Origin of the sequence: Sphingomonas sp. (genome assembly GCF_036731925.1) — a bacterium.
Classification (GTDB): Bacteria; Pseudomonadota; Alphaproteobacteria; order Sphingomonadales; family Sphingomonadaceae; genus Sphingomonas.
On record NZ_DAINDJ010000002.1, the window covers coordinates 674,073 to 694,089 of the forward strand.

The following is a 20,017-nucleotide window of genomic DNA, read 5'->3' on the forward strand; positions in this document are numbered from 1 at the left end:
CTTCATCCTCATCCAGGCAGCTTGTAGCTGAACGCCAGGCTCTTCCAGCCACTCGGCACGGCGTAGAGATTGGCGGGCAGCCCACGGATCGGCGTGCAGCCCTTGAAGGTGGCGATCGCCAGATCCTTCACCCGCTCCACATACCGACCATTGGTCGCATCGTTCCCCTGTACGCCGGTAATGTCCGGATCGCCCGCCAGCGAACCATCCGGGTTGAAGTTCACGCGCAGCAGCACGCGAATCCGCTCGGCACCCGGGCCGGGAGTGACCTGGCGATTGGCGCAAGGCTGGATCTGCCGAGCAATCGCCCCGCGGAAGCTTGCCACCTCCTCCGCAGAAGCCTTGCTGCCGGGGTTCTGCAGTGCGGTGCTGTTGGTCTTGTTGTTCGATCGGCCGAGGTCCAGCCCCGCGAGATTGCCGGTCGGCTTCACCGGCCGGCGCGCACTGCCGGTTGCCGCGCTCTGCGACGGCGCGTTGCTGGGTTTGGCAGGAGCCGCCTTGGAGGGCGGCGCGGGCTTGGCAGGCTGCGCGGCCTTGGCCGGCTGCGGCTTTTCGGCAGGCGCCGGCTTCGGCTTGGGCTGCGGCTTCTCCGCCGGCGCAGGCTTGGGCTGCGGCGGCTGGGGCTTGGGCTGCGGGGCCGGCTGGGGCTGCGGCGGCGCGGGTTGCGGCTTGGGCTGCGGCTGCGGCTCCGGGGACGGCGGCGGCGCTGCCTCGGGTTCCACAGGCGCCTCTACGGGCGACTTCTTGGCGGCCAGTTCCTCCTGGCTCGGCACCGGCGCGCTGCTTTCCAGCCCCACCTTGTCAGCGAGCGAAATCTCGATCGGAATCGCCTTGGGCGCTTCCTGCGGCGGTGTCTTCAGGAAGCTGAGCGTCAGCGCGGCGAACACCGCGGCATGCGCCACGATCGAAACGCCGAGCCCGACTCGCTCGCTACGGTCCATGGTCTCGCTCACCTCAGCGCTGGTCGCTCGGTTCGGTGAGCAGCGACACCTTGTTGAGCCCGGCCTGGTTGAGCTCGCCCATTACCCGCATCACCTTGCCATAGCCGAGCGCAGTGTCACCGCGCAAATAGATGGCGGCAGGCTTGCCGTCGGGGCCCTTCTTGGCGGCAATCGCTTCGAGCTTAGCAGGCAGCTCGGCATCACTCACCGCGTCGTTGTCGAGGAACACCTGGCCCTTGTCGTCGATCGAGATCTGGACGGGCTTCTGCTCCTGGTCGAGCGCCTTGGCGCGGCTTTCGGGCAGGTTCACCTGCACGCCGGCGGTCAGCAGCGGCGCGGTGACCATGAAGATGATCAGCAGCACCAGCATCACGTCGACCAGCGGTGTGACGTTGATCTCGGCCATCGGCGTACGGCGACCGCGGCCCTTGCCGGAGGGGAGGTGCATGCCCATCGGCTTAGCCCTCCATCTCCAGGCGGCGGCTGAGCGTCGCGTGGAAGCCGTCGGCGAAGCGGTTCAGCCGCGCCTCGACGCGGTTCACGGCGTGGCTGTAGCGGTTGTACGCGATCACCGCCGGGATGGCGGCGAACAGGCCGATTGCGGTGGCGAACAGCGCTTCCGCGATGCCCGGCGCCACGACCGCGAGCGACGAGCTCTGCGCCGCGGCGATGCCGGTGAAGCTGCGCATGATGCCCCAAACGGTGCCGAACAGGCCGACGAAGGGTGCTACCGATCCCACCGTGGCGAGGAAGTTCAGGCGGTCCGAAAGCCGGTCGATCTCCATCGCGACCGTCGCGCCCATCGCGGTGGCGAGGCGCTCGCGCGTGCCTTCGCGGTCAATCGTCTTGCCCGCGGTCGAGCGGCGCCATTCGCTCACGCCGGCGGCGAACACGCGCGCGATCGGCTGGTCGCGGCCGGCGGCGCGGCGGTGGAACTCGTCGAAGTCATCGGCTTCGCGATATTCGGTCTCGAAGCGCTGCATTTCCTTGCGCAGGCCGCTGACCTTCAGCGCGAAGCCGATAATGATCGTCCAGGTCCACAGGCTGGCGAGCAGCAGGCCGATCATGACCAGCTTCACGACGATGTCGGCTTCCAGGAACAGATGGATCGGCGACAGGACGGCACCGGTTGAGACGGACGGCATGGACGCTTAACTCTCCTTCCACACGAGCGGTTCGAACGCGGCCAGCCACTCGGCCGGCTGCCGCCGCGGACGACCGCCCGGGGCGACGAACGCCACCTCGACGGTCGCTTCGGCGACTATGGTTTCGTTCCGCATGACTCTTTGCTGAATATCGACGGCGGCGGCGCGCAATCGGGTCAGTCTGCTGACAACCACCAGCGTGTCGCCGAGTTTCGCCGGCGCGCGGTAGCGGATGTCGAGCCCGGCTACCGCATAGGCCCCGCCGCCCGCCTCGAACACGGCGCGCTGGTCGATCCCTGCGCAATCCAGCATGTCCGATCGGGCGCGCTCCAGGTAGCGCAGGTAATTGGCGTGATAGACGACACCGGTGAGATCGGTGTCCTCGAAATAGACGCGCAGCGCAAAGCGATGCTCGCGGCCGTCGAACCGGCCGGCAGGGGCTTGGTCGCTGCTGGTCATGGATTGGCCTCTAGCGGAGGCGCTGCCCTAGCGGAACCCCAAAGGGGCTAACCTTTGGTGGGGTGGAAGGAGTTCTCGGTCAAGAGCAGCCATTCCTAAGCCCCTCCTCCTTGGAGGAGGGGTTGGGGGTGGAGGTGGAGGGATTCCAGAACGCCTGTTGGTCTCGGTGAGACACAGCCCCACCCCAACCCCTCCCCTGGAGGGGAGGGGCTTGAGAGAGGTCAGAACAACAGCCGCTGCGTGGAACCGCCGCGCCCCACCGGCGCGCCACCGCGCCGCCGCGACAGCTCGGTCTCGGCGGTAAACCGCACATCCTCGTCGCGATCGGTGAGGAAGCCCTCTAGCGAATCTTCGGAAATCTCGCTCCATTCCTTCCCGCGATCCGGGCCGTAGCGGACGCGCGGCAGCAGGCCGGGCTGGCTGGACCATTCGATCAGCTGCGCGACGCTCGCTTCGTTGAGCATGTCACGCAGATGGAAGGCGGTCACATAGGCATCGGGGAAGGCGCGGTGCGCGGGCAGGCCGCGTTCGTGCTCCATCCCCTCGGGGCGGCGCCAGTAACGGAGCATCTGGTTGGAGAAACCCGGACTGTCCGGCCACAGCCGCATCGCGCACTTCCAGGTACAGATCCAGTCGGCGCCGCGGGTGAGCGCGGGCGTGCAGAACTGCTCCTCGAAGGTCGCCCGGTGCGCAGCGAGTGCCACCCGGCGCGGCCAGGGATCGAGGATCGGACGGGCGACGTCGTGCCAATAGGGCGCGTCGGCCACGTCCTCGTCGCGAATGTGATGGATCGCCATGGTTAACGGCGGGATGCCACGACCGGGGTTGACGAGGCGATTGCCCCCCTCCCCCTGCAACTCCCAGCGGCCGTCGGCGCCCAGCGCCACGTCCTGCCAGCCGATCTCGCACACGGCGTGCAGGGGCGGCTTGTCGCCGGTGGTCTCTAGGTCGATGACGCGGATGATCGAGGGAGGTGGCGGAGCCATGGCCGCGATGTGGGGGGTTTTGGGGCGAAATGCCAGCCGAAAGCGTGGGACGCTCGTAGCCCCTCCTCTTCAGGGGAGGGGTTGGGGTGGGGCTGTGTCTCGCAGAGACCAACCTGTGTTCTGGAACCCCTCCACCCCCAAACCCCTCCTCGAAGGAGGAGGGGCTTGAAAGGGGGCCTTACTCCGCCGTCTTCTTCTTCGCCGGCGCCTTCTTCGCCGCAGGCTTCTTGGCCGCGCTGGCCTTCTCGCCCGCCCCAGCCTTGGCCGCAGGCTTCTTCGCCGCAGCCTTCTTCGCCGGTGCCTTCTTCTTGGCCTTGCCCTTCGCAGGCCCCATCGCCGCCTTGGCGTCGATCAGCTGGGCGGCTTCCTCAAGGGTCAGCGCGTCCTTGTCGATCGTCTTGGGCAGCGTCGCGTTGGTCTCGCCATCGGTGAGGTAGGCGCCGTAGCGACCTTCCATCAGCTTGATCTCGGCCTCGGTGCGCGGATGCTTCCCGAACACCTTGAGCGGCTCGCGTGCCGCCCCGCGCGCCGGGCGACCACCGCCTGCCGTCGCTTCCGCCAGCTTGACCACCGCCGCGTTCATGCCGGTCTCGAACACCTCGGCGGTCGACTGGAGCCGGGCGTACTTGCCGTCATGCGCCAGATACGGCCCGTAGCGGCCGATCGAGGCGGTGATCGGGTTGCCCGTCTCCGGATGGTTGCCGATGGTGCGCGGCAGCTTGAGCAGCTTGAGCGCCCATTCCAAATCGAGATCGACGTCCTTCGGGATCGAGGCGCGCGCCGCATCCTTGCCCTCGCCGAGCTGGATATACGGCCCGAACCGCCCCGACTTGCGCTCGACATTGAGCCCCGTCTCGGGGTCCTGACCCAACACTTCCGGCCCGGTGTCCTCAGACCCCTCGCCGCCCGGCTGGCCGAAGCGGCGGGTATATTTGCACTCGGGGTAGTTGGAGCAGGCGACAAACGCCCCGAACCGGCCGCCGCGCAGCGCCAGCTTGCCGACGCCGCAATTCGGGCACAGCCGCGGATCGCTGCCGTCCGCCTTGGCGGGGAACAGATAGGGCTCCAGGAACTGGTCGAGCGCCGCAGTGATGTCGGAGGGCTTCTGCTCCATCACCTCGGTGGTGCGCGGCTTGAAGTCGCGCCAGAAGGCTTCCAGCACAGCCTGCCACGCCGCGCGGCCGCCGGAGACGTCGTCCAGTTCCTCTTCCAGCTCGGCGGTGAAGTCGAACGAGACGTACTTCTCGAAGAAGCGCTCGAGGAACGCCGTCAACAGGCGGCCGCTCTCCTCGGCGAAGAAGCGGTTCTTCTCCACCCGCACATAGGCGCGGTCCTTGAGCACCTGGATGATCGAGGCATAGGTCGAAGGCCGGCCGATGCCGAGTTCCTCCAGCCGCTTGACCAGCGAGGCTTCGGAGAAGCGCGGCGGCGGCTGGGTGAAGTGCTGCTCGGCGTTGACAGCCTTCTTCGCCGGCGAGGCGCCTTCGGACATGCGCGGCAGGCGACGGCTGTCCTCGTCGCCCTCGTCGTCCTTGCCCTCTTCGTAGAGCGCGAGATAGCCGGGGAAGAGCACCACCTGGCCGGTGGCGCGAAGCCCGTGCTGGCCGGTGCCGTCCGCCAGATCGACGGTGGTGCGCTCCATGCGGGCCGAGGCCATCTGGCTGGCGAGCGCGCGCTTCCAGATCAGGTCGTACAGCTTGGCATGGTCGCCCGAGCCGGCGCGATCCTTGCTGAAATCGGTCGGGCGGATCGCTTCGTGCGCTTCCTGGGCGTTCTTCGCCTTGGTCTGGTACTGGCGCGGCTTGTCCGGCACGTACGAGCCGTCATAGCGATCGGCCACCGCCTTGCGTGCGGCCTGGATCGCCGACGGGTCCATCTGGACGCCGTCGGTACGCATGTACGTGATCGCGCCGTCCTCGTAGAGCGCCTGCGCGATCCGCATGGTGTGGCTGGCCGAGAAGCCGAGCTTGCGCGCGGCTTCCTGCTGCAGCGTGGACGTCGTGAACGGCGGCGGCGGATTGCGCATCGCCGGCTTGGTCTCGACCGCGACGACGGTGAAGCGGCCTTCCTCGACCGCCTTCTTGGCGGCTTCGGCACTGCCCTGGTCGCCGATCGACAGCCGGTCGATCTTCTCGCCCTTCCACTTGACGAGGCGTGCCTGGAACGGCGTGCCGTCCGATTCCATCTCGGCGATAACCGACCAATATTCCTGCGCGACGAAGCTTTCGATCTCGCGCTCGCGCCCCACGATCAGCCGCAGCGCCACCGACTGGACGCGGCCCGCCGACTTGGCGCCGGGCAGCTTGCGCCACAGCACCGGAGAAAGCGTGAAGCCGACGAGATAGTCCAGTGCGCGGCGGGCGCGATAGGCGTCGATCAGGTCGGTATCCAGCTCGCGCGGGCGCTGCATCGCCTCGAGGATCGCGGGCTTGGTGATCGCGTTGAAGGTGACGCGCTCGACCTCCTTGGGGAGCGCCTTCTTGTTGCGCAGCACTTCCTGCACGTGCCAGCTGATCGCCTCGCCTTCGCGATCAGGGTCGGTCGCGAGGATCAGTCGATCGGCCTTCTTGGCCTCGTCGGCGATCGCCTTCAGCTGCTTCGACTTGTCGGCATAGGTCTCCCATTCCATCGCGAACGATTCGTCAGGGTTCACCGACCCGTCCCGGGCGGGAAGGTCGCGGACATGGCCGTAGCTGGCCAGGACGCGATAGTCCTTGCCGAGATACTTCTCGATGGTTTTCGCCTTGGCGGGCGACTCGACGATGACAAGCTGCATGAGGTGTTCGATCGATCCCTACGTGTACGCGTGTAAGGTGGGGGGTGGCGCTGCGGTGCGTCAAGCGGCCGGTTTCGCCGCCGCGTCAAGGCTGCTACCACGCGCGGCAGGATGAGGGGGAATGGAAATGCACGCGCTGGCACTGATCGCGATGGTTGCCCTGCAGGCTGACGAGAAGCTGGTCTGGCCGATGGCGGACGGCTTCGCCACGGCCTACCAACAATCGACGCCCGATGGTGCCGAGATCGAGGAACGCGTTGCCAAGGGGGAGACTGTGGAGGCGTGGAGCCGCATGCTCACCCGCATCACCTTCCCCGGAGCCGTGGATCCCGCGCTGTTCAGCACCCGCATGGCCGAACGCTGGCAGCAATCCTGCACGGGTGCGGTGGCGTCCGCGCCGACCGCAGGGAAACGCGGCGTCGACATCCGGATCGACTGCCCGCGCAATCCCAACACCGGCAAGCCGGAAACGATGTTCCAGCGGGTCGTGCCGGCCAGCGGCAAGCTCTACATCCTGCAGGTCGCGTTCCGTTCGGTGCCCACAGCCGAGCAGGTGGCCTGGGCAAAGGCGGAGCTCGACCGGGCGACGCTGTGCAACGCCGCCTCGGCCGACAAGGGCTGCCGCTGACGGCGGGGATCAGGCCGGCTGGGCGGCGCGGATGCGATCCAGCACCACGTCGATGTCCCTGGCGTCATGCCGCTCGGGCACCCGCTGGTCCTCGGGGCCGGTGCCGCGATTGACCAGGCGCCCGCGCTGGACAGGCTCGCGCCCGGCGATCTCCGCGGCCCAGCGCAGCAGGTTCGGATAGTCCGAAGCGTTCAGGAACACGTCCGCCCCGGCATAGGTCTCGCCGCGCACCACTGCGCCGTACCAGGGGAAGATCGCCATGTCGGCGATCGTGTACGCGTCGCCGACCATGTAGCGGTTGCCCGCCAGATGCGTGTCGAGCACGTGGAGCTGCCGCTTGGCCTCCATCGCGTAGCGGTCGATCGCGTACTGGATCTTGATCGGCGCATAGGCGAAGAAATGGCCGAAGCCGCCGCCCAGGAAGGGCGCCGAGCCCATCTGCCACATGAGCCAGCTGAGCGTCTGCGCGCGCTTTGCCGTATCGGTCGGCAGGAACGCGCCGAACTTCTCCGCGAGGTGGATCATCATCGCGCCGCTCTCGAAGATCGGCAGCGCAGGCGTGATCGACCGGTCGACCATGGCCGGGATCTTCGAGTTCGGGTTGATCGCGACGAAGCCGCTGCCGAACTGGTCGCCCTCGCCGATATTGATCTTCCACGCGTCGTACTCGGCACCGGCATGGCCTGCGGCGAGCAGTTCCTCGAGCAGGATCGTCACCTTCTGGCCGTTGGGCGTGCCGAGCGAGTAGAGCTGGATCGGGTGCTTGCCGACCGGCAGTTCCTTGTCGTGCGTAGCGCCCGAGACCGGCCGGTTGATGTTGGCGAACTGGCCGCCATTGCCAGGCGCCCATTCCCACACCTGGGGCGGCACATAGCCGGCGGGAAGGTTGTTCGCGGGATCGGGGGCGTCGGCCATAGTGGTGTCTCCTCGGGAGGGTCTTGCCGGGCGCATGTAGGACGCAGCCTGCCAGTTGCCAGGCCCGCGCACGACAAAGGGCCGGGCGCAGCCATTGCCACGCCCGGCCCTTTGCTCGGCTGTGCGACGCTTACTTGAAGCGCAGGCCCACGCCGGCCATCACGCGCTGACGCGCGGTGTGGTCGTTATACTGCGAACGGACATACTGGACGTTCGCATACAGCGGCATGCGGGCATCTTCACCGGTGAAGGAATATTCGACGCCGCCGCCGACCTGGTAGCCATCGGTGCGGAAGTGGTCGTAGTACGAAGTCTGGCCCACCGGCGCGTCGAAGCGCTTGCGCTGCTCGTTGCTGACATAGCCGCCCTTGGCGAAGATCAGCAGCTGCGGGGTGGCGAGCACGCCGGCGCGCACCGCCGCGCCATATTCGTCGAACGACTTGTGGCACACGGAACCGCCCTGAGCCCCGCCCGAGCAATTCTCGTTCCACTCATTGGCGCGCCAGTAGCTGCCCTCGGCGCCGATCACGATGCGATCGCCGATCTGGCCGTCGAACCCAATGGTGCCGCCATAGCCGAACTTGTCGTTATGGTTGCCCTGCGACTGGAAGCGATCGCCACCAGCATTGGCTTCAATGCGGATGCCGCGGAAGCTGGTGCCGTTGCTGCTGGTGGTTTCCTGAGCCTGGGCCGCCGTGGCGGTGAAGCCGAGTGCCGCGATGGCGACGATGAACGCTGAACGCATACGAGTACATCCCTTGGATTGGAGGGTTTTTCCAACCGCGGTAACCCGCCAACGGGCAAAGGTTTCCGCGCCGCCGCGCGAATGGCCGGCAACCGTGGCGAAGGTGCAACACCATGAAGATGGTCGCACGCCAAAGCGCCGCCCCCCGGCGTCGCCACGCGCTTGCCGCCCGCCGCCACAGGCGGCAAAGGCGCGGAATGTCGCTCCGATCCTTCCCGATCCGCCGCTTCCGGCCGCTGCTGCTTGCCATTGTGGCGGTGCTGGCCTGCTATGCGCTGGCGCTGGTGCCGCGCGAGGTGCATGCGCTCGACCTCACCTTCAATTCGATGCTCGATCACCTGCTCCAGGGACGGTTCGACGTCGATCCGGCGATCGTCGGTCGCGAGGGGTTTACCGTCGGCGGGCAGGTCATGGCCTATTGGGGCATCTTGCCGGCACTGCTGCGGCTGCCCCTCACGCTCTTCCCCGGCTGGCGCATGCTGGATTTCACGATCGGATCCTGCCTCGTTGCGCTGTCCGGCATGGTAGCGACCAAGCTGTGGACGCTGCGCCTGATCCGCACCGAACTGCCCGGGCTGCCGGCGTGGCTGGGCAAGGCCATGGCGGTGGTGTTGCTCTTGTCGGGCGCGCAGGTCTGCTTTCTTCGGCTCAGCCTGTACCAGGAAGTGTGTTTGTGGGCGGCGCTATGGGCTGCCTTGTTCGTGGCGGCGGCAGTCCATGCGCAGCTTCGCGGCCTCGGCCGCGGCGCGCTCCTCGTCATGGCGCTGGCGGCCGGGCTGGCCATGCTGACACGGGTATCGCTGGGCATCGGGCTGGTGGCGGCATTTGGCGGCTTGTTGCTGGTGGAGAGCCTGCGGCACCGCACCGCGTTGCGCGGCTGGCTGGCGACGGCGGCAGGCCCGTTGCTGCTGCTGGTGCTGCTCGGATGCGCCACCGCGCTCGTCAATGTCGGCCGCTGGGGCAACCCGCTCACCTTCGCCGATTACCACCACTACAACTACAACGCCTGGTATCCGGATCGGGTGGTGCGCATGGCCGAGCAGGGGTTGTTCAACCTGCACCGCGTCCCCTTCGGCCTGGTCTATTATTTCGCGCCGATCTGGGTGCTACGCGGCGCCGACGGGCACCTGCTGCTGGATGCCACCCGCCAGAAATGGATCGATGCGGCCGAACTGCCGCCCAGCAGCTTCCTGCTTACCGATCCGCTGCTGCTGGTGCTCGGCGGCCTCGCCGTCGCCGGCTGGATCCGGCGCGGCTCCGCCGATCGCGCACGGAGCATAGCGATCGCGCTTGGCCTCGCGATCCCCGCCGGGCTGATGCTGTGCGCGGTGAGCATGAACTTCCGCTACAGGCTGGACTTCTACCCGCTGTTCGAGTTCCTCGCATTTTCCGGGCTGATCCTGGCCGCGCGCGGCGGCCCGGCACCGGGCCCACGCTGGACCGCAACGCTGGCGACCGTCTCGGTGCTCGCCTCGCTGCTGGTGGGTGCCGCCTATCTGGTGGGGCGGCTGGGACCCGGCCAGCTGCTGATCGGCGACGGGGTTGGCACCTATTACCTCCAGGCGTTCGGCCTGCGCTGATTCTAGCGGAGCGACACCCGCGCGCCGGCGTGGCGATCAAGCCGCCCGGCCAGTTCCAGTTCCAGCAGCACCGTCTGCACGGCCGCCGGCGAACAGCCGGACTGGCGGATGAGCTCGTCGACACTCACCGGCACCGGGCCGAGCAGGTCCACCACGCTGCGGCGTTCGGCATCGCTGGCATCCTCCGGGGGCGCCGCCGCGAAAGGGCCGTCCGGCGCCCGCACGCCGCGCGGGTCGATCGGTCGCACCGCTTCCCAGATGTCCGCAGCCGACTGGACCAGGATCGCGCCCTCCCGGATCAGCAGATTGCAGCCCTGCGCCCGCGGATCGAGCGGCGAGCCGGGCACCGCCATCACGTCGCGCCCCGCCTCCGCCGCGATCCGCGCGGTGATCAGGCTTCCCGAACGCGGTGCGGCCTCCACCACCACGGTGCCCAGCGACAGCCCGGCGATGATGCGGTTGCGGGCCGGAAAGAAGCGCGCCAGCGGCTCGGTGCCCGGCGGCTGTTCGGTGACGAGCAGGCCCTGCGCCGCCACCCGCTCCTGCAGTTCGGCGTTCTCCGGCGGGAAGACAATGTCGATCCCGCTAGCGATCACGCCTACCGTACCCCCCGCCAGCGCGCCCTGGTGCGCGGCGGTGTCGATGCCCCGCGCGAGGCCGGACACGACGGTCGCGCCATGCTCGACCAGGCCGATCGCCAGTTGCCGTGCGAAGCGGCACGCCGCGGCCGACGCGTTGCGCGCGCCCACCATCGCCACGCAGGGCCGCGCCAGCAGCCCCGCGTCGCCGCGCAGGATCAGCGCAGGCGGCGCGTTTTCCAGCTGGGCCAGCAGCGCCGGATAGCCAGGATCATCGAGGAACAGATAGCGGGCGCCCAGCCGCTCGACCGCAGCGATCTCGCGGCGAACGGCCCCGGCGTCGGCAATCTGCGGCGCCCGGCCGCCGCCGCGCGCGGCGAGCATCGGCAGGGCTTCCAGCGCCGTTTCGGCGGAACCGTAACGGCCGATCAGCTGGGCATAGGTAACGGGGCCCACATTGGCGGAGCGCAGCAGCCTCAGCCGCGGCTCCCGCCCGTCAGCCACGCTTGCTGCCGACCCTGGGTTCGGCCCCGCTGAGCAGCCGGTCGATATTCTCGCGGTGCTTCCACAGCACGATCAGCGCCAGCGCGAGCAGCATCAGCACCAGATCGATGCGGCCGAAGAACGCCGCGCTGACCGGTGCGCTGATCGCCGCGGCCATGCCGGAAACCGAGGAGATGCGCACCGTCGCCAGCAGCCCCAGCCACACCGCCGCATAGACGAGGCCGCAGGGCCAGTAGAGCGCCAGCACCACCCCCATCAGCGTCGCCACGCCCTTGCCGCCGCGGAACTTGAGCCAAACGGGATAGCAATGGCCGATGAACGCCGCGGTCGCCGCCAGCGCACCTGCGCCCGGCAGGAATGCGGCGGCCAGCAGCACCGCCACCGCGCCCTTGGCCATGTCGAGCAGGAGCGTCGCCGCCGCCAGGCCCTTGCGGCCGGTGCGCAGCACGTTGGTAGCGCCGATATTGCCCGATCCGATCTGGCGGAGATCCCCCGCCCCGGCGGCGCGCGTCAGCAGCACCCCGAACGGGATCGAACCAAGCAGATACCCCAGCAACAAGACCCCGGCGGGGGCCATCCATGGAACTTCCGTGGGCAATGTGGCCCCCTTTCGTTCCCGCGTTTAGCCGTTTCCCTTACCCGAACGCAATGACCTGCATGCACGCGCAGGTCGGCGCCCCGCGTTGACGGCGGCGGCACCGCTCGGCCATGGCGAGTGCATGGCTGATCGTCGCCCCGTCCTCTTCTTCGATTCCGGCGTCGGCGGGCTGTCGGTGCTGGGCCCCGCCACCGCGCTGCTGCCGCAGGCGCCGCTGGTCTATGTCGCCGATTCGGCGGGCTTCCCCTATGGCACCAAGAGCGAGGCGGAGATTGCCGCGCGCGTGCCGGCGCTGCTCGGGCGGCTTGCGGAGCGCTATGATCCGCGGCTGATCGTGATCGCCTGCAACACCGCCTCCACCATCGCGCTCCAGCATGTGCGCGCCGCGCTCGATCTGCCGATCGTCGGCACCGTGCCGGCGATCAAGCCCGCCGCGGAGATCAGCCGCACCCGCGCCATCGGCGTGCTCGGCACCGCCGCGACGGTGCGCCAGCCCTATGTCGACGATCTCGCCGCGCGCTTCGCCGGCGACTGCACGGTGCTGCGCCATGGATCGGCGGCGCTTGTGGAACTGGCGGAAGCCAAGCTTGCGGGGAACGCCATCGCTCCGGCGGCGATCGCCGCGGAACTGGACGGCCTGTTCCGCCAGCCGGGCGGCGAACGCATCGACGTGATCGTCAACGCCTGCACCCATTTCCCGCTCCTCGAGCCGGAGATGCGGGCCATTGCCCCTCCGGGGATGAAGTTCGTGGATGGGGGACCGGGCATCGCGCGACGAATCGCCTATCTCACCCGCGATCAGAGCTGGCCGACCGATCTTCCGCCGGGACGTGCCGTTTTTACCGCCCGCGATCATCGTGCCGATGCGCTGGCACCGGCGCTGGCGCGTTACGGCCTCAGCCGGATCGAAACGCTGTAGGCCTCAGGCGAAATCGCCGAGAAGCGACTGCGGATCCCGCAGCGCAAGCTGGGCGGTGTAGCGATCGGCCATTTCCTCGTGCACGCGCCGGGCGCTGCTATCGTCGCAATTTCGCGCACGCTCGCGCTCCTGCCGCGCGCGCTTCTCGAAATACTCGCTGTCGTTCCTGCCCATTTGCCTGCCCTCCGGTCACAAGCGGGAGCACCATCGTCTCGCAGCCGCGGACCGCGTCCGCCTCGAGTCGTCCCCGATGATGCTGTTTACCATAATCGGAGCTGCAGATCCCCGATCTTGCGCAAACATCGATCAATCGCGTGAAGAATCTTCATGAGTGACGGGCGGTGGAAAGCTGCACCGCGCGCCCCATCTCCGGGATGCAGATCCCGCCACCCATGCACCCGAAGCAGCATCGGGCATATACGGTGGTTCACGTGCTGGAATTGCTGAAAAGTTAGGCGTAGAGAACAGATCCATGCAGCGCCAAGACGCCCCCGCACCCGCGATCGACTATACGCGGGTCTTCACCCAGGCCATCGACCGCCTCCATGCCGAGGGGCGTTACCGGGTCTTCATCGACATCCTGCGCAACAAGGGGATGTTCCCCAATGCGCGCTGCTTCGCCGGGCATAACGGCCCGAAGCCGATCACGGTGTGGTGCTCGAACGACTATCTGGCGATGGGGCAGCACCCCAAGGTGATCGCCGCCATGGAAGAGGCGCTGCACGATGTCGGCGCGGGCTCTGGCGGCACGCGCAACATCGGCGGCAACACGCACTACCACATCGATCTCGAGCGCGAGCTGGCCGACCTGCACGGCAAGGAGAACGCGCTGCTGTTCACCTCCGGCTATGTCTCGAACGAAGCGACGCTGTCGACGCTCGCCAAGGTCATGCCGGGCTGCATCATCTATTCGGACGAGCTCAACCACGCCTCGATGATCGCGGGCATCCGCAATTCCGGCTGCGAGAAGCGGGTGTGGCGCCACAACGATCTCGCCCATCTCGAGGAACTGCTGGCCGCAGACGATCCGGCGCTTCCCAAGCTGATCGCGTTCGAGAGCGTCTACTCGATGGATGCCGACATCGCCCCGATCGCCGAGATCTGCGACCTGGCGGACAAGTACAACGCGCTGACCTATCTCGACGAGGTTCATGCCGTCGGCATGTACGGCCCGCGCGGCGGCGGCATCTCGGATCGCGAGGGGCTGGCCGATCGCCTGACGATCATCGAGGGCACGCTGGGCAAGGCGTTCGGCGTGATGGGCGGCTATATCGCCGCCGACCAGGTGATCATCGACGTGATCCGCAGCTATGCGCCGGGCTTCATCTTCACCACCTCGCTGTCGCCGGTGCTGGTGGCAGGCGCGCTGGCGAGCGTGCGGCACCTGAAGGGATCGAGCGTCGAGCGCGACGGGCAACAGGCCGCTGCCGCGACGCTCAAGCGCCTGATGGCCGAGGCCGGACTGCCGGTGCTGCCCTCCACCACGCATATCGTGCCGCTGATGGTGGGCGATCCGGTAAAGGCCAAGAAGATCAGCGACGTACTGCTCGCCGAATACGGCGTGTACGTGCAGCCGATCAACTACCCGACCGTTCCACGCGGCACCGAGCGCCTGCGCTTCACCCCCGGGCCCGCGCATGACGAAGCGATGATGCGCGAACTGGTGGATGCGCTCGTCGAGATCTGGGGACGGCTCGAACTCCGGCTGGCGGCCTAGAGAATATCGAACATCGTTAACGCTGCCCTCCGCATTTTCCTAAGATACCCCTGAAACAACCGTAGTGCCGTCCGTTGGCGCTGCGCCGGAGGATCGGGGATGCAGGAGCTGTTGGTTCGTCCCGCTGAGGGTTCGGAAGTCGCCGAGAGTGCGTGGGACGCAATGTTCGCTCGGCTGGCGCACGCCGGCGTGGATGCGCTGGCACCAGTGCTGGCAGAACTGGCGGTACGGGCCCCGCACTGGGACGTGCAGATGGCCCAGGCTGCCTTTGTGCAGATCCTGAGCACCGCGAGCGAAGGCATCGAGGCTAACCGCGTGCTGGATACGTCGCGTGCGCTGATGCAGACGCCGCGGACGCTGGCCCGAGACATCCGCGCATTGCTCCACCTTGCGCTTTGTGGCGAGGGCGGCTTCGACGTCACGCGCTTTTCCGATCAGATGTTGCTTTGCGACACGGCGCTGGCTGCAGCCGAGGGCGACACGCAGGATGCGCTCTCCATCCTCGCCGCAGAGGCAAAGCGGCGCGGCGATGTTTTTGCCGAAGCGGCGGAGTGGGCACGGTTCGCCATCGATGCCTGGAACGGGTTCAAGCCGAAGCTGCTGATCTGGGACCTGGACGACACGCTGTGGCACGGCACGCTCGCCGAGGGCGACGAGGTACAACTCATTGCGCGGCGTGCGGAAATCGTGCGGGCATTGAATGGCCATGGCATCGTCTCTGCGATCTGCTCGAAGAACGATCCCGCCGTCGCGCGGACGCGGCTCGAGGCATTCGGCCTGTGGGACGCCTTCGTCTTTCCGCGGATCGCTTTTGTCCCGAAGGGCGAGGCAGTCCGCCAGTTGATCGAGGACATGCAGCTCCGCCCGCTCAACGTGCTGTTCCTCGACGACAATCCCCACAATTTGCACGAGGTTGCCGCCGCTTGTCCTGGCATCCGGACGATCGACGCGACAGCGGCCGAATGCGACGTTCTGCTCGAACGCATCCTGGCGGACCACCGCCACGTCGCCCGCGATCGCGTAGCGGAATACCGGGTACTGCAAGCCAAGGTCGATGAACGCACCGCCGGAGCGATCAGCAACGAAGCCTTTCTCGCGGCGAGCGATATCCACGTGCTGTTCACGCGGCTGACGGAGAACGTTCAGTTCGCTGATCGCATCGAAGAGCTCATCAACCGCTCCAACCAGCTCAATTATACCGGCTCCCGCGTCGACCCCGGCTCGATGAGCGAATACATCATGCGCATTGATCTTCACGATACGCACGGCGTGTTCGTGTGGGACAAATATGGCGACTACGGGCTTGTCGGCTTCATATCCGCCAATCCCGACACGCGGGAGATCGAGCATTTCGTGCTCTCGTGCCGGGTGATGCACATGGGGATCGAGGCGGCGATGCTGCAGCGGCTATTCTGCTTCTATTGCCCTCCGGACTTCAAGCGCTTGCGGAAGCCCCTGCCCGAACAAGCTGCCGTCGGGATCACCTTCGCGCCGGTGACCGATCCTGCGAATCTCGCCCGCATCCGCGCCAAGGAGGGCAAGCAGCGCGCCAACGCGGCGATGCGGATCATCTGTGACTGCCAATCGGGCGCGCTTCAGCACTACAGCCGATTTGCCGACGAGATCGAATTCGACGCCAACCCGCGGCTCTTCAGCCTGCCGATGATGAAGACGGGCGCGTATCGCGACCAGATCTTCCCCCAGCATCTCGTGTTCGCCGCTGCCACCGACTATCTCCCGTTCCGCTGGGAGGAACGCGAGGTGCCCTTTGACGGGGAGAACTATGCGGCATGCGCCAGGGCATTTTGCGACGCGATGGCGGATGGCACGCGACGCATGCTCGTGATCCTGCCCCCCGAAGACGCGCCTGCCCGCTGCTATTATCCCGAAGCGCGGATCAGCAGAGCCTTCGCGCGGAACGATGGCATCGCCTGGAACGCGCTATGGCGCGAGCTGGCCGGCCAATATCCGGCGATGATCGACCTTTTGGAACTGACCGGCCGTATCGCGCCCGAAGAGATGGTCGACGCCTGCCACTATATCCCGCCGCGCCTGCGACAGATCGCCGGGTGGATCGACGACTGGTACGGCAATGTCAGGCGGGCCGCCTGAGCACTGCGCTCCAGGTGTAGCCGCGCAACGAAGACCGGAACTCCGCATTCATCCCCTGCTCGGCGGCGATGCCCTCCACCACCGAGCGCAGATCGGCGCGGGGGTAGACGTGAAAGGCGTTCAGCTCCTTGAAGTGGAAGCGTTTGGCGAAGCCGGGCAGCCGCTCATACTGGCCGAAGTCGACGATATGCAGGCTGCCGCCCGGCGCGAGCGCCTTGGCACCCAGCGCGATCGCTTCCTTCCAGGGCGGGATCATCGACAGCGTATAGCTCATGAACACGCGGTCCACCTGTTCCAGACCGAACAGCGTGCCCACGTCGAACGCCCCGGCATCGCCCTGCGCGAGGGTGATCTTGTCGCTGAGGCCATGCTTGGCCACCGACTTGCGCGCGGTGTCCAGCATCGCCTCGCTGATGTCGAAGCCATGAAAGCGCGCATTCGGCCAGCGCTTGGCGGCAACGATCAGGTTGCGTGCCGTGCCGCAGCCGACCTCCAGCACGGTGCCGCCGGGCGGCGGCGCCAGTTCGCGGATCAGCCGGTCGCGGCCCAGCAGGTAGAATTTGCGCGTGAGATCGTAAAAGTGGCGATGGAGCGCATAGGTCGCGTCCATCAGCCCCTTCTGGTCGCTCGCCCCGGCCTTGGCGCTCATGCGTGCGGCTTCAACGTCCAGACATGGGTCGCGCCGTATACCGACGAACGGTCGCGCCGCGTCCAGTCGTCAAGCTTGGCCTGATCCTCATACTGCCACTGATTCATCAGCTCGTCGGGGATGTGGCCACGCACCACGTCCGGCACGGCGGCGGTGCGGTACAGTACGCGCGCGCCCGGCTTGGCGGTGCGGGTGATCTCCGTCCAGATGCGCGTCAGCTGCTCGTCCGTCATCCAGTCCTGCGCGTCGAGCAGGATGTAGCGATCGAGCGACTGCGCCGGCATCGATTCCAGATAATCGGCATAGTTGGTGTGGCGGATCTCCACCCGGTCGGCGCGGTCGCGCACCAGCTCGTAGTTCTTGCGCTCGAGATAGGGCGGCAGCGGCGCGCCCTCATGCTCGCCATAGCCGCGGCCGAACGCCTGCCAGGCGTAGAAATTGTCCTTCAGGTCGAAGTCGCAGGCGAGCTTGCGCAGGCGGCTGCGCAGCGCGCCGGTGATGCCTTCCTGGTCGTCGACCTTGAGCAGGTCATACTGCGCCGGCGGAATGCCGAAGCCGAACAGCGCCGCAGGCTGGTCGACCATCCAGCGCAGCAGCTTCTTGTCGAAGAACGGCGCAAAGCGCGTCTCGAAGATGTGACGCTGTTCCTCGATCGACTTTGCCTGCAGGATCTCCTTAGGGTCGATGCCATAGCGGTGGCCCAGCCAATGGACGAAGCCGATCAGCCGGCCGAGCAGGCCCTGGCGGTAGAAGCCGGTCTTGAAGCCGTTGATCCGGCGCACGCCGTTCGGCGCGCGGCCTTCCCAATAGGCGCGCGACGTGTCGTCCAGGGCCCCGCGCAGATAGGTCTTGTAGGCGTCGATATTCTCGGGCCGGTTGGCGAGACCGAAGAAGCGGTGGAACGCTTCATAGTCCGGCAGCCGCAGCGCAGCCTGCTGCTTGAGCTTGTTGAGCGCGATATGCGCCGGATTCAGGTCCACCGCGGTAATCTTCGCGGGGTTCGCCGTCAGATACGAGAAGACGTTGCAGCCGCCCGAAGCGATGGTGACAATGTGGCTGTCCGGCGTGATCTGCAGCGCTTCCATGTCGATCACCGGGTCTTCCCAGATCTGGGCATAGACCAGCCCCCGGAAGGCGAAAGTGAAGGCGCGTTCGAGGATGCCTTCCTTCGAAAGGTGCTCGTGGCGGTGCACCGCACCGCGAACCGCATCGTTCTTCGGCGCCTTGGCGATAGATGACATTCGAAACGACTCCCGGCGAACCAGCCTGCCCGGCGCCCCGCCGAACAAGCTCCCCACCCCCCTGTGACAAAAGCTTTGCAGCCTTGTGACACTGGCCCCGGGAAATCAATCCTTCACCATGCGCGCGGCGGCAAAGCGGCCTTTCTCCGCGCCCCGCGAGCAGGAAATTCACGGGCAGCGCGCAACCTTTCGGGCGGCACAACCGAACCTATATCGATTCCGTCCCGCAGAGATGTTCGCCATGCCGATCGATCGCCGCCAGTTCCTCGCAGCCGCAGCAGCTACCACCGCGGCGCTGCCGCTGTTCGCGTGCGGCAATGCCCCCGCCGCGCCGCTGCCCGACTTTCCTTTCAAGCGGACCGACGCGGAGTGGAAGAAGCAGTTGAGCCCCGCGGCCTATAACGTGCTGCGGAATGGCGGCACCGAATATCCCTTCACCAGTCCGCTCAACAAGGAGCACCGCAAGGGCGTGTTCGCATGCGCCGGCTGCGCGCTGCCGCTGTTCGCCTCCACCACCAAGTTCGACAGCGGCACCGGCTGGCCGAGCTTCTATGCGCCGCTGGCGAATGCGGTGGTAACGCGGAGCGATCGCAGTCTGGGGATGGAGCGGACCGAAATGCGGTGCCGCCGTTGCGGCGGCCATCTGGGTCATGTCTTCGACGACGGGCCGAAGCCGACCGGCAAGCGCTACTGTATGAACGGCGTCGCGCTGCGCTTCACGCCGCGCGTGATCAGTTCGACGCGACCTGGGTCAGCGCCGGCAGGCTGAGCGCTGCGACCTGGACATTGGCCCAGTCGTTCGCCGGCGCCGAACCCGGATAGATGAAGCCGTTGACCGGATAGGCCGAGATGCCGAGGCCGCCGGTGCGGCCGTACCACACGCGCACTTCGCTCCAGTCACCCTTGGCCGAGACGTCGACGGCACGAACGTCGCGCTCGACGGCACCGGGGGTCGACCAGTTGGCGTGGGTCAGCAGCACTTCGCGATCGCTGACCACCTGCGACACCATGGCAACATGGCCCATCGGCATGCGGGCGGTGCGCTGGAACGACATCACCGCGCCGACCTTCGGGGTCTCGCCGCGCTGGTAGCGACCGGCGGCCTGTTCCCACCAGGTCCAGGCATTGCCGCGAAGCTCGACGCCCGAGGCCTGGCGCGCGAACGTGACGCACTGCCAGAAGGTGCCCTTCGCCTGAGCGGGAACGACAGTCATCAGGGCGCACGCCGCCATCAGCGCAAAACGCGCTGCGAAACGAGTGAACATCTTCAGGACCCCCCGGTCAGGAAAGGAAGTGGATGAGGGTTGCTAGCCAAACTATAGGACGGACGTACAGCCCTGCGGCTCGTCGATCCGACGAACCGTTGGAATGCACCGACGAGGTGCGCTGAACCGTTTCTGAACGATGGGAACCATCCGCGCGCGGCATTCCGTCACGCAAGGGATAATCGATTGCCCGCTATGGGACCCCGCCCGCACCCTCCGGGAAAATACGGCATCAAATCAGATACCTAAGGAAGTTCCC

The 20,017-nt window shown here is 67.1% G+C and carries 20 protein-coding genes; 6 read left to right on the forward strand and 14 right to left on the reverse strand.

All coding sequences use genetic code 11. The features are described 5' to 3' along the window. Positions 1-8: 8 nt before the first annotated feature. The 6 genes from V7E00_RS12645 to topA all read right to left on the reverse strand — a co-directional run bounded on the left by V7E00_RS12645 (position 9) and on the right by topA (position 6,307). The gene (locus V7E00_RS12645; RefSeq protein ID WP_333572997.1) at positions 9-941 is read right to left on the reverse strand and encodes a cell envelope biogenesis protein TolA; all 933 of its coding nucleotides are present in this window, start codon (positions 939-941) and stop codon (positions 9-11) included. A 13-nt stretch (positions 942-954) separates the two neighbouring features. Beyond that, entirely contained in the window at positions 955-1,395 is a 441-nt protein-coding gene (gene tolR / locus V7E00_RS12650; protein WP_333572998.1) for a protein TolR, read from the reverse strand. 4 nt (positions 1,396-1,399) lie between these two features. Then, on the reverse strand, positions 1,400-2,086 hold the full coding sequence (gene tolQ / locus V7E00_RS12655; protein WP_333572999.1) for a protein TolQ: 687 nt from the start codon (positions 2,084-2,086) through the stop codon (positions 1,400-1,402). A 6-nt stretch (positions 2,087-2,092) separates the two neighbouring features. After that, the gene (locus V7E00_RS12660) at positions 2,093-2,545 is read right to left on the reverse strand and encodes a YbgC/FadM family acyl-CoA thioesterase (protein ID WP_333573000.1); all 453 of its coding nucleotides are present in this window, start codon (positions 2,543-2,545) and stop codon (positions 2,093-2,095) included. 221 nt (positions 2,546-2,766) lie between these two features. Then, positions 2,767-3,531: an exonuclease domain-containing protein gene (locus tag V7E00_RS12665; protein WP_333573001.1), complete on the reverse strand. Its 765-nt coding sequence runs from the start codon at positions 3,529-3,531 to the stop codon at positions 2,767-2,769. A 178-nt stretch (positions 3,532-3,709) separates the two neighbouring features. Continuing rightward, positions 3,710-6,307 (reverse strand): type I DNA topoisomerase, encoded by a 2,598-nt coding sequence (gene topA, locus V7E00_RS12670; protein WP_333573002.1) that lies wholly within the window; start codon positions 6,305-6,307, stop codon positions 3,710-3,712. 127 nt (positions 6,308-6,434) lie between these two features. Here topA and V7E00_RS12675 point away from each other — a divergent pair, with 127 nt between their 5' ends. Next, entirely contained in the window at positions 6,435-6,935 is a 501-nt protein-coding gene (locus V7E00_RS12675) for a hypothetical protein (protein WP_333573003.1), read from the forward strand. Between the two features lie 9 nt (positions 6,936-6,944). Here V7E00_RS12675 and yghU read toward each other — a convergent pair whose 3' ends face one another. Together yghU and V7E00_RS12685 are read right to left on the reverse strand one after the other, a co-directional pair. Continuing rightward, positions 6,945-7,850 carry a glutathione-dependent disulfide-bond oxidoreductase gene (yghU, locus tag V7E00_RS12680; protein ID WP_333573004.1) on the reverse strand — a complete coding sequence of 302 codons (906 nt, stop codon included), beginning with the start codon at positions 7,848-7,850 and terminating at the stop codon, positions 6,945-6,947. A gap of 130 nt (positions 7,851-7,980) precedes the next feature. Beyond that, positions 7,981-8,595 (reverse strand): outer membrane protein, encoded by a 615-nt coding sequence (locus V7E00_RS12685; protein WP_333573005.1) that lies wholly within the window; start codon positions 8,593-8,595, stop codon positions 7,981-7,983. A 197-nt stretch (positions 8,596-8,792) separates the two neighbouring features. Here V7E00_RS12685 and V7E00_RS12690 point away from each other — a divergent pair, with 197 nt between their 5' ends. Further along, positions 8,793-10,175: a hypothetical protein gene (locus V7E00_RS12690; protein ID WP_333573006.1), complete on the forward strand. Its 1,383-nt coding sequence runs from the start codon at positions 8,793-8,795 to the stop codon at positions 10,173-10,175. Positions 10,176-10,177: 2 nt separating this feature from the next. Here V7E00_RS12690 and dprA read toward each other — a convergent pair whose 3' ends face one another. Both dprA and plsY read right to left on the reverse strand, forming a co-directional pair. After that, positions 10,178-11,257, reverse strand: coding sequence for a DNA-processing protein DprA (dprA, locus tag V7E00_RS12695; RefSeq protein ID WP_333573007.1), 1,080 nt, complete (start codon positions 11,255-11,257; stop codon positions 10,178-10,180). Then, positions 11,250-11,834, reverse strand: a complete 585-nt coding sequence (plsY, locus tag V7E00_RS12700; protein ID WP_333573008.1) for a glycerol-3-phosphate 1-O-acyltransferase PlsY — start codon at positions 11,832-11,834, stop codon at positions 11,250-11,252. Before plsY ends, dprA begins: the two co-directional genes overlap by 8 nt. A 142-nt stretch (positions 11,835-11,976) precedes the next feature. Here plsY and murI point away from each other — a divergent pair, with 142 nt between their 5' ends. After that, positions 11,977-12,774, forward strand: a complete 798-nt coding sequence (gene murI, locus V7E00_RS12705) for a glutamate racemase (protein ID WP_333573009.1) — start codon at positions 11,977-11,979, stop codon at positions 12,772-12,774. 3 nt (positions 12,775-12,777) lie between these two features. Here murI and V7E00_RS12710 read toward each other — a convergent pair whose 3' ends face one another. After that, positions 12,778-12,948: a hypothetical protein gene (locus V7E00_RS12710; RefSeq protein ID WP_333573010.1), complete on the reverse strand. Its 171-nt coding sequence runs from the start codon at positions 12,946-12,948 to the stop codon at positions 12,778-12,780. A gap of 298 nt (positions 12,949-13,246) precedes the next feature. On the opposite strand from V7E00_RS12710, the gene hemA reads away from it, so the two are divergent. Both hemA and V7E00_RS12720 read left to right on the forward strand, forming a co-directional pair. Further along, positions 13,247-14,491 carry a 5-aminolevulinate synthase gene (gene hemA / locus V7E00_RS12715; RefSeq protein WP_333573011.1) on the forward strand — a complete coding sequence of 415 codons (1,245 nt, stop codon included), beginning with the start codon at positions 13,247-13,249 and terminating at the stop codon, positions 14,489-14,491. Between the two features lie 99 nt (positions 14,492-14,590). Next, positions 14,591-16,603, forward strand: a complete 2,013-nt coding sequence (locus V7E00_RS12720; protein WP_333573012.1) for a hypothetical protein — start codon at positions 14,591-14,593, stop codon at positions 16,601-16,603. Here the strand turns inward: V7E00_RS12720 and V7E00_RS12725 are convergent. After that, positions 16,587-17,252, reverse strand: coding sequence for a class I SAM-dependent methyltransferase (locus V7E00_RS12725; RefSeq protein WP_333573013.1), 666 nt, complete (start codon positions 17,250-17,252; stop codon positions 16,587-16,589). The two genes, V7E00_RS12720 and V7E00_RS12725, sit on opposite strands and share 17 nt — an antisense overlap. Further along, on the reverse strand, positions 17,249-18,493 hold the full coding sequence (locus V7E00_RS12730) for a DUF3419 family protein (protein WP_333573014.1): 1,245 nt from the start codon (positions 18,491-18,493) through the stop codon (positions 17,249-17,251). Before V7E00_RS12730 ends, V7E00_RS12725 begins: the two co-directional genes overlap by 4 nt. A 241-nt stretch (positions 18,494-18,734) precedes the next feature. Between V7E00_RS12730 and msrB the strand changes: the two genes are divergently transcribed. Then, a complete protein-coding gene (msrB, locus tag V7E00_RS12735) occupies positions 18,735-19,262 on the forward strand; it encodes a peptide-methionine (R)-S-oxide reductase MsrB (RefSeq protein ID WP_333573015.1) in 528 nt (175 codons plus the stop codon). On the opposite strand, the gene V7E00_RS12740 is transcribed toward msrB, so the two are convergent. Then, positions 19,225-19,758, reverse strand: a complete 534-nt coding sequence (locus V7E00_RS12740) for a CHAP domain-containing protein (RefSeq protein WP_333573016.1) — start codon at positions 19,756-19,758, stop codon at positions 19,225-19,227. The genes msrB and V7E00_RS12740 overlap by 38 nt on opposite strands. Positions 19,759-20,017 lie beyond the last annotated feature (259 nt).